This window comes from Acidimicrobiia bacterium (genome assembly GCA_016650365.1).
Classification (GTDB): domain Bacteria; phylum Actinomycetota; class Acidimicrobiia; order Spongiisociales; family JAENVV01; genus JAENVV01.
The window spans coordinates 1-2584 of sequence record JAENVV010000173.1 but is presented as its reverse complement, the minus strand read 5'-3'; the positions used below and the strand labels follow the sequence as shown (position 1 = coordinate 2584).

The following is a 2584-nucleotide window of genomic DNA, read 5'->3' as shown; positions in this document are numbered from 1 at the left end:
CCCCAGTCCGGGATGGCAGCCACGATCCGACTGGCTAGATCGATCTCACCCTCACCGATCGCCCAGGTAACCGCCGACCGAAGATTGTCGTACGCAAACGACAACTCGACGGCGGCTTCGCCCTCCTCCGGTGTCACGAGTCGGCTTGCTTCGACTTCGGCCACCTGCGCAAAGTGTCCCGCATGGGTGCGCCGCAACCCGGGTTCGGAAGTTCCCAGCCGCATCAGGGCATAACGTCGAATGGTCTCAAGCAGTCGGTACCTGGTTCGGGTCGCCGAGGTCTCCGCCATGACCAATGACTGATCCACCAACGTAGACAGCCACAGTCGCACCGGGTCGGGATCATGGGGTTGGGCGGCACAGACGGCGAGCACATCCTCGAAAAGGAACCAGCCGGACATGACCCCAAGCCGGTCCAACAGACGCCGACACTGGTCGGGTAACAGGCTGTAGGACCATCCGACCGTGGCGTCGAGTGTCCGATGGCGCTCGTCGTCGAAATCTGTCCCTCTCATCATCAGCACCTGAGATCCCAGCGTGCCGATAATTTCGTCTGGGGTCATAGACCCCAGACGAGAGGCGGCCAGTTCCAGGGCGAGGGGGAGACCATCGAGTCGACGGCACAAGTCCACAACGTCACCGCGATTGGCGTCTGTAATCCGAAAAGAACTCGGGGCCCGCCCGAGCAATAGTTCGACTGCCGGCCACTTACGCAGAACGCTGATCGGTCCGTCGGGGCGATCAGGCAGTGGCAAAGATGGGGTACGCCATTCGAATTCACCGTCGATATGCAATGGAGCCCGACTGGTGGCCACCACGGTAATCTGCGGGCAGTTGCGCACCAGTGCCGCCAGGGACCGTGCCACCGTCCCGGCCAGATGCTCACAGTTATCAACGATCAGGAGCGCCCGACGGGGGCGCAGATATTCGATGAGTCCAGCAAGAACTCCCGAATCGGGATGCGGTTGCACCCGGGCACTCGCCGCCAGGACCGCGTCCACCGCCGACCCTTCGGACACCGTCGACAGGTCAGCGAAGAACACCGGTTGCTCGTCGCCGGCAACCGCCAGTCGGCCCAACTCCATCGCCAGTCGGGTCTTACCCACGCCACCGGGTCCGGTCAGGGTCAGCAACCGAACCCGACCGAGGAGAGTCACCAGCTCTTCGACCTCGACACTGCGGCCGACCAGCGGGGTCATGGCGGCCGGCAACCACGACGGTTCCGATCCGCTGAGCGATGCCTCATGCAGGAGGATCTGGTCTTCCAACGCCTGCACCTCGGGTCCTGGTTTTACGCCGAGTTCCCGGCTCAATTGATCGCGCAGTCGTCGGTAGACGGCCAGGGCATCGGCGTGACGTCCCGTTCGATACAACGCTCGCATGAGCAGTCCAGCGAGATGTTCGTCGAGGGAATTGTCGGCGACCGTGGCTTCGAGCAGTGGGACTACTTCGGTGGCATGGCCGGTTTCAAGGGTTGCCTCCGCCCAGGCGGCGACAGCGCGCTGCCGTTCCCACTCGAGTACCACAGCCATTTCCTGAACCCACGGATACATCACATCGACCAGGAACGAGCCCCGCCACAGATCGAGCGCCTCGCCCAACACGCGGCTCCGTTCGGCCGGGTCGGCCGTTTCGGCCGCTTTCTTTACCGCCGCCCGGAACACGTCGACATCGGTCTCTATCGACCGACCGTCGATCCGGTAGGCACCGTGTTCTCCGCGTAGCCCCACCGCGTCTCCGAACAGTCTGCGCAGGTTGGACACGTAGGTTCTGACCGATCGGATGGCTCCGTCGGGCGCCTCGTCGCCCCACACGGCATCGATCAACGTCGCGTTGCTGACGGGCTCACCGGCATGCAGGACCAGGTAACAGAGCAACGCTCGCTGCTTGGGTCCGCCGAGATGGATCAGCCGACCCCCGACGGATCCGTCAAACGGTCCGAGCAACCGGAACTGCACCAGATCATTCGTCATCACCGCTGCACCCTAATGCTCAACCCGTTTCCCGACCCTGGGGAGGGCTTGAGATGTTGCGACATCGGCCCGGGCGCTTGGATCACCTGAGGGTCAGCACCGGATCGGTCAACGTCCATCCCATGTCGGTATCCGAGGCGGCCGGGTCCCAGCGTCTGATCTGATCCGCGCTGCGAATCCGTAGCAATCATTCTTCTCTTGTCGCTGCCCTACCGCTGCCGCGTGTTCGCACCACCTGGTTGACGGGCCATAGGAACCTTAGATTCACTCCCTGATCGCCACTGCACCTCCCTGGGTTTAGTGGAGGTGATGGTGTTCCCTGTCCCAGGTCAAGCCACAACGACCCTGCCCCAACAGTCCAAGGGTCAAGCACGCTGACAGCGGAAGCCCAGGGGCCATCAGCCCTAAAGGTTTGGCGTATTCGATACCGATAAGTCCTGGGGGCCCGGGCCGAAAGGAAGCTATGAGCAATTCGAAAACCGGTTTGTGGGCCACCTGCGGCCAGCACGAGCGGTGCCTGCCAGCTTTGATGGGTGAACCACCGGCAGACTCCCGTGTTGCGTCGGAGGATCACCTGATCCATGCCGCGTCAGCAAGCGAACCGCACAACT

At 62.9% G+C, this 2584-nt stretch carries 1 protein-coding gene; it reads right to left on the bottom strand.

Annotated features, from left to right (window positions below; all coding sequences use genetic code 11):
* Positions 1-1973, bottom strand: a 1973-nt coding sequence (locus JJE47_10740; protein MBK5267898.1) for a winged helix-turn-helix domain-containing protein, incomplete at its 3' end; no start/stop codon positions are given.
* Between the last annotated feature and the right edge of the window lie 611 nt (positions 1974-2584).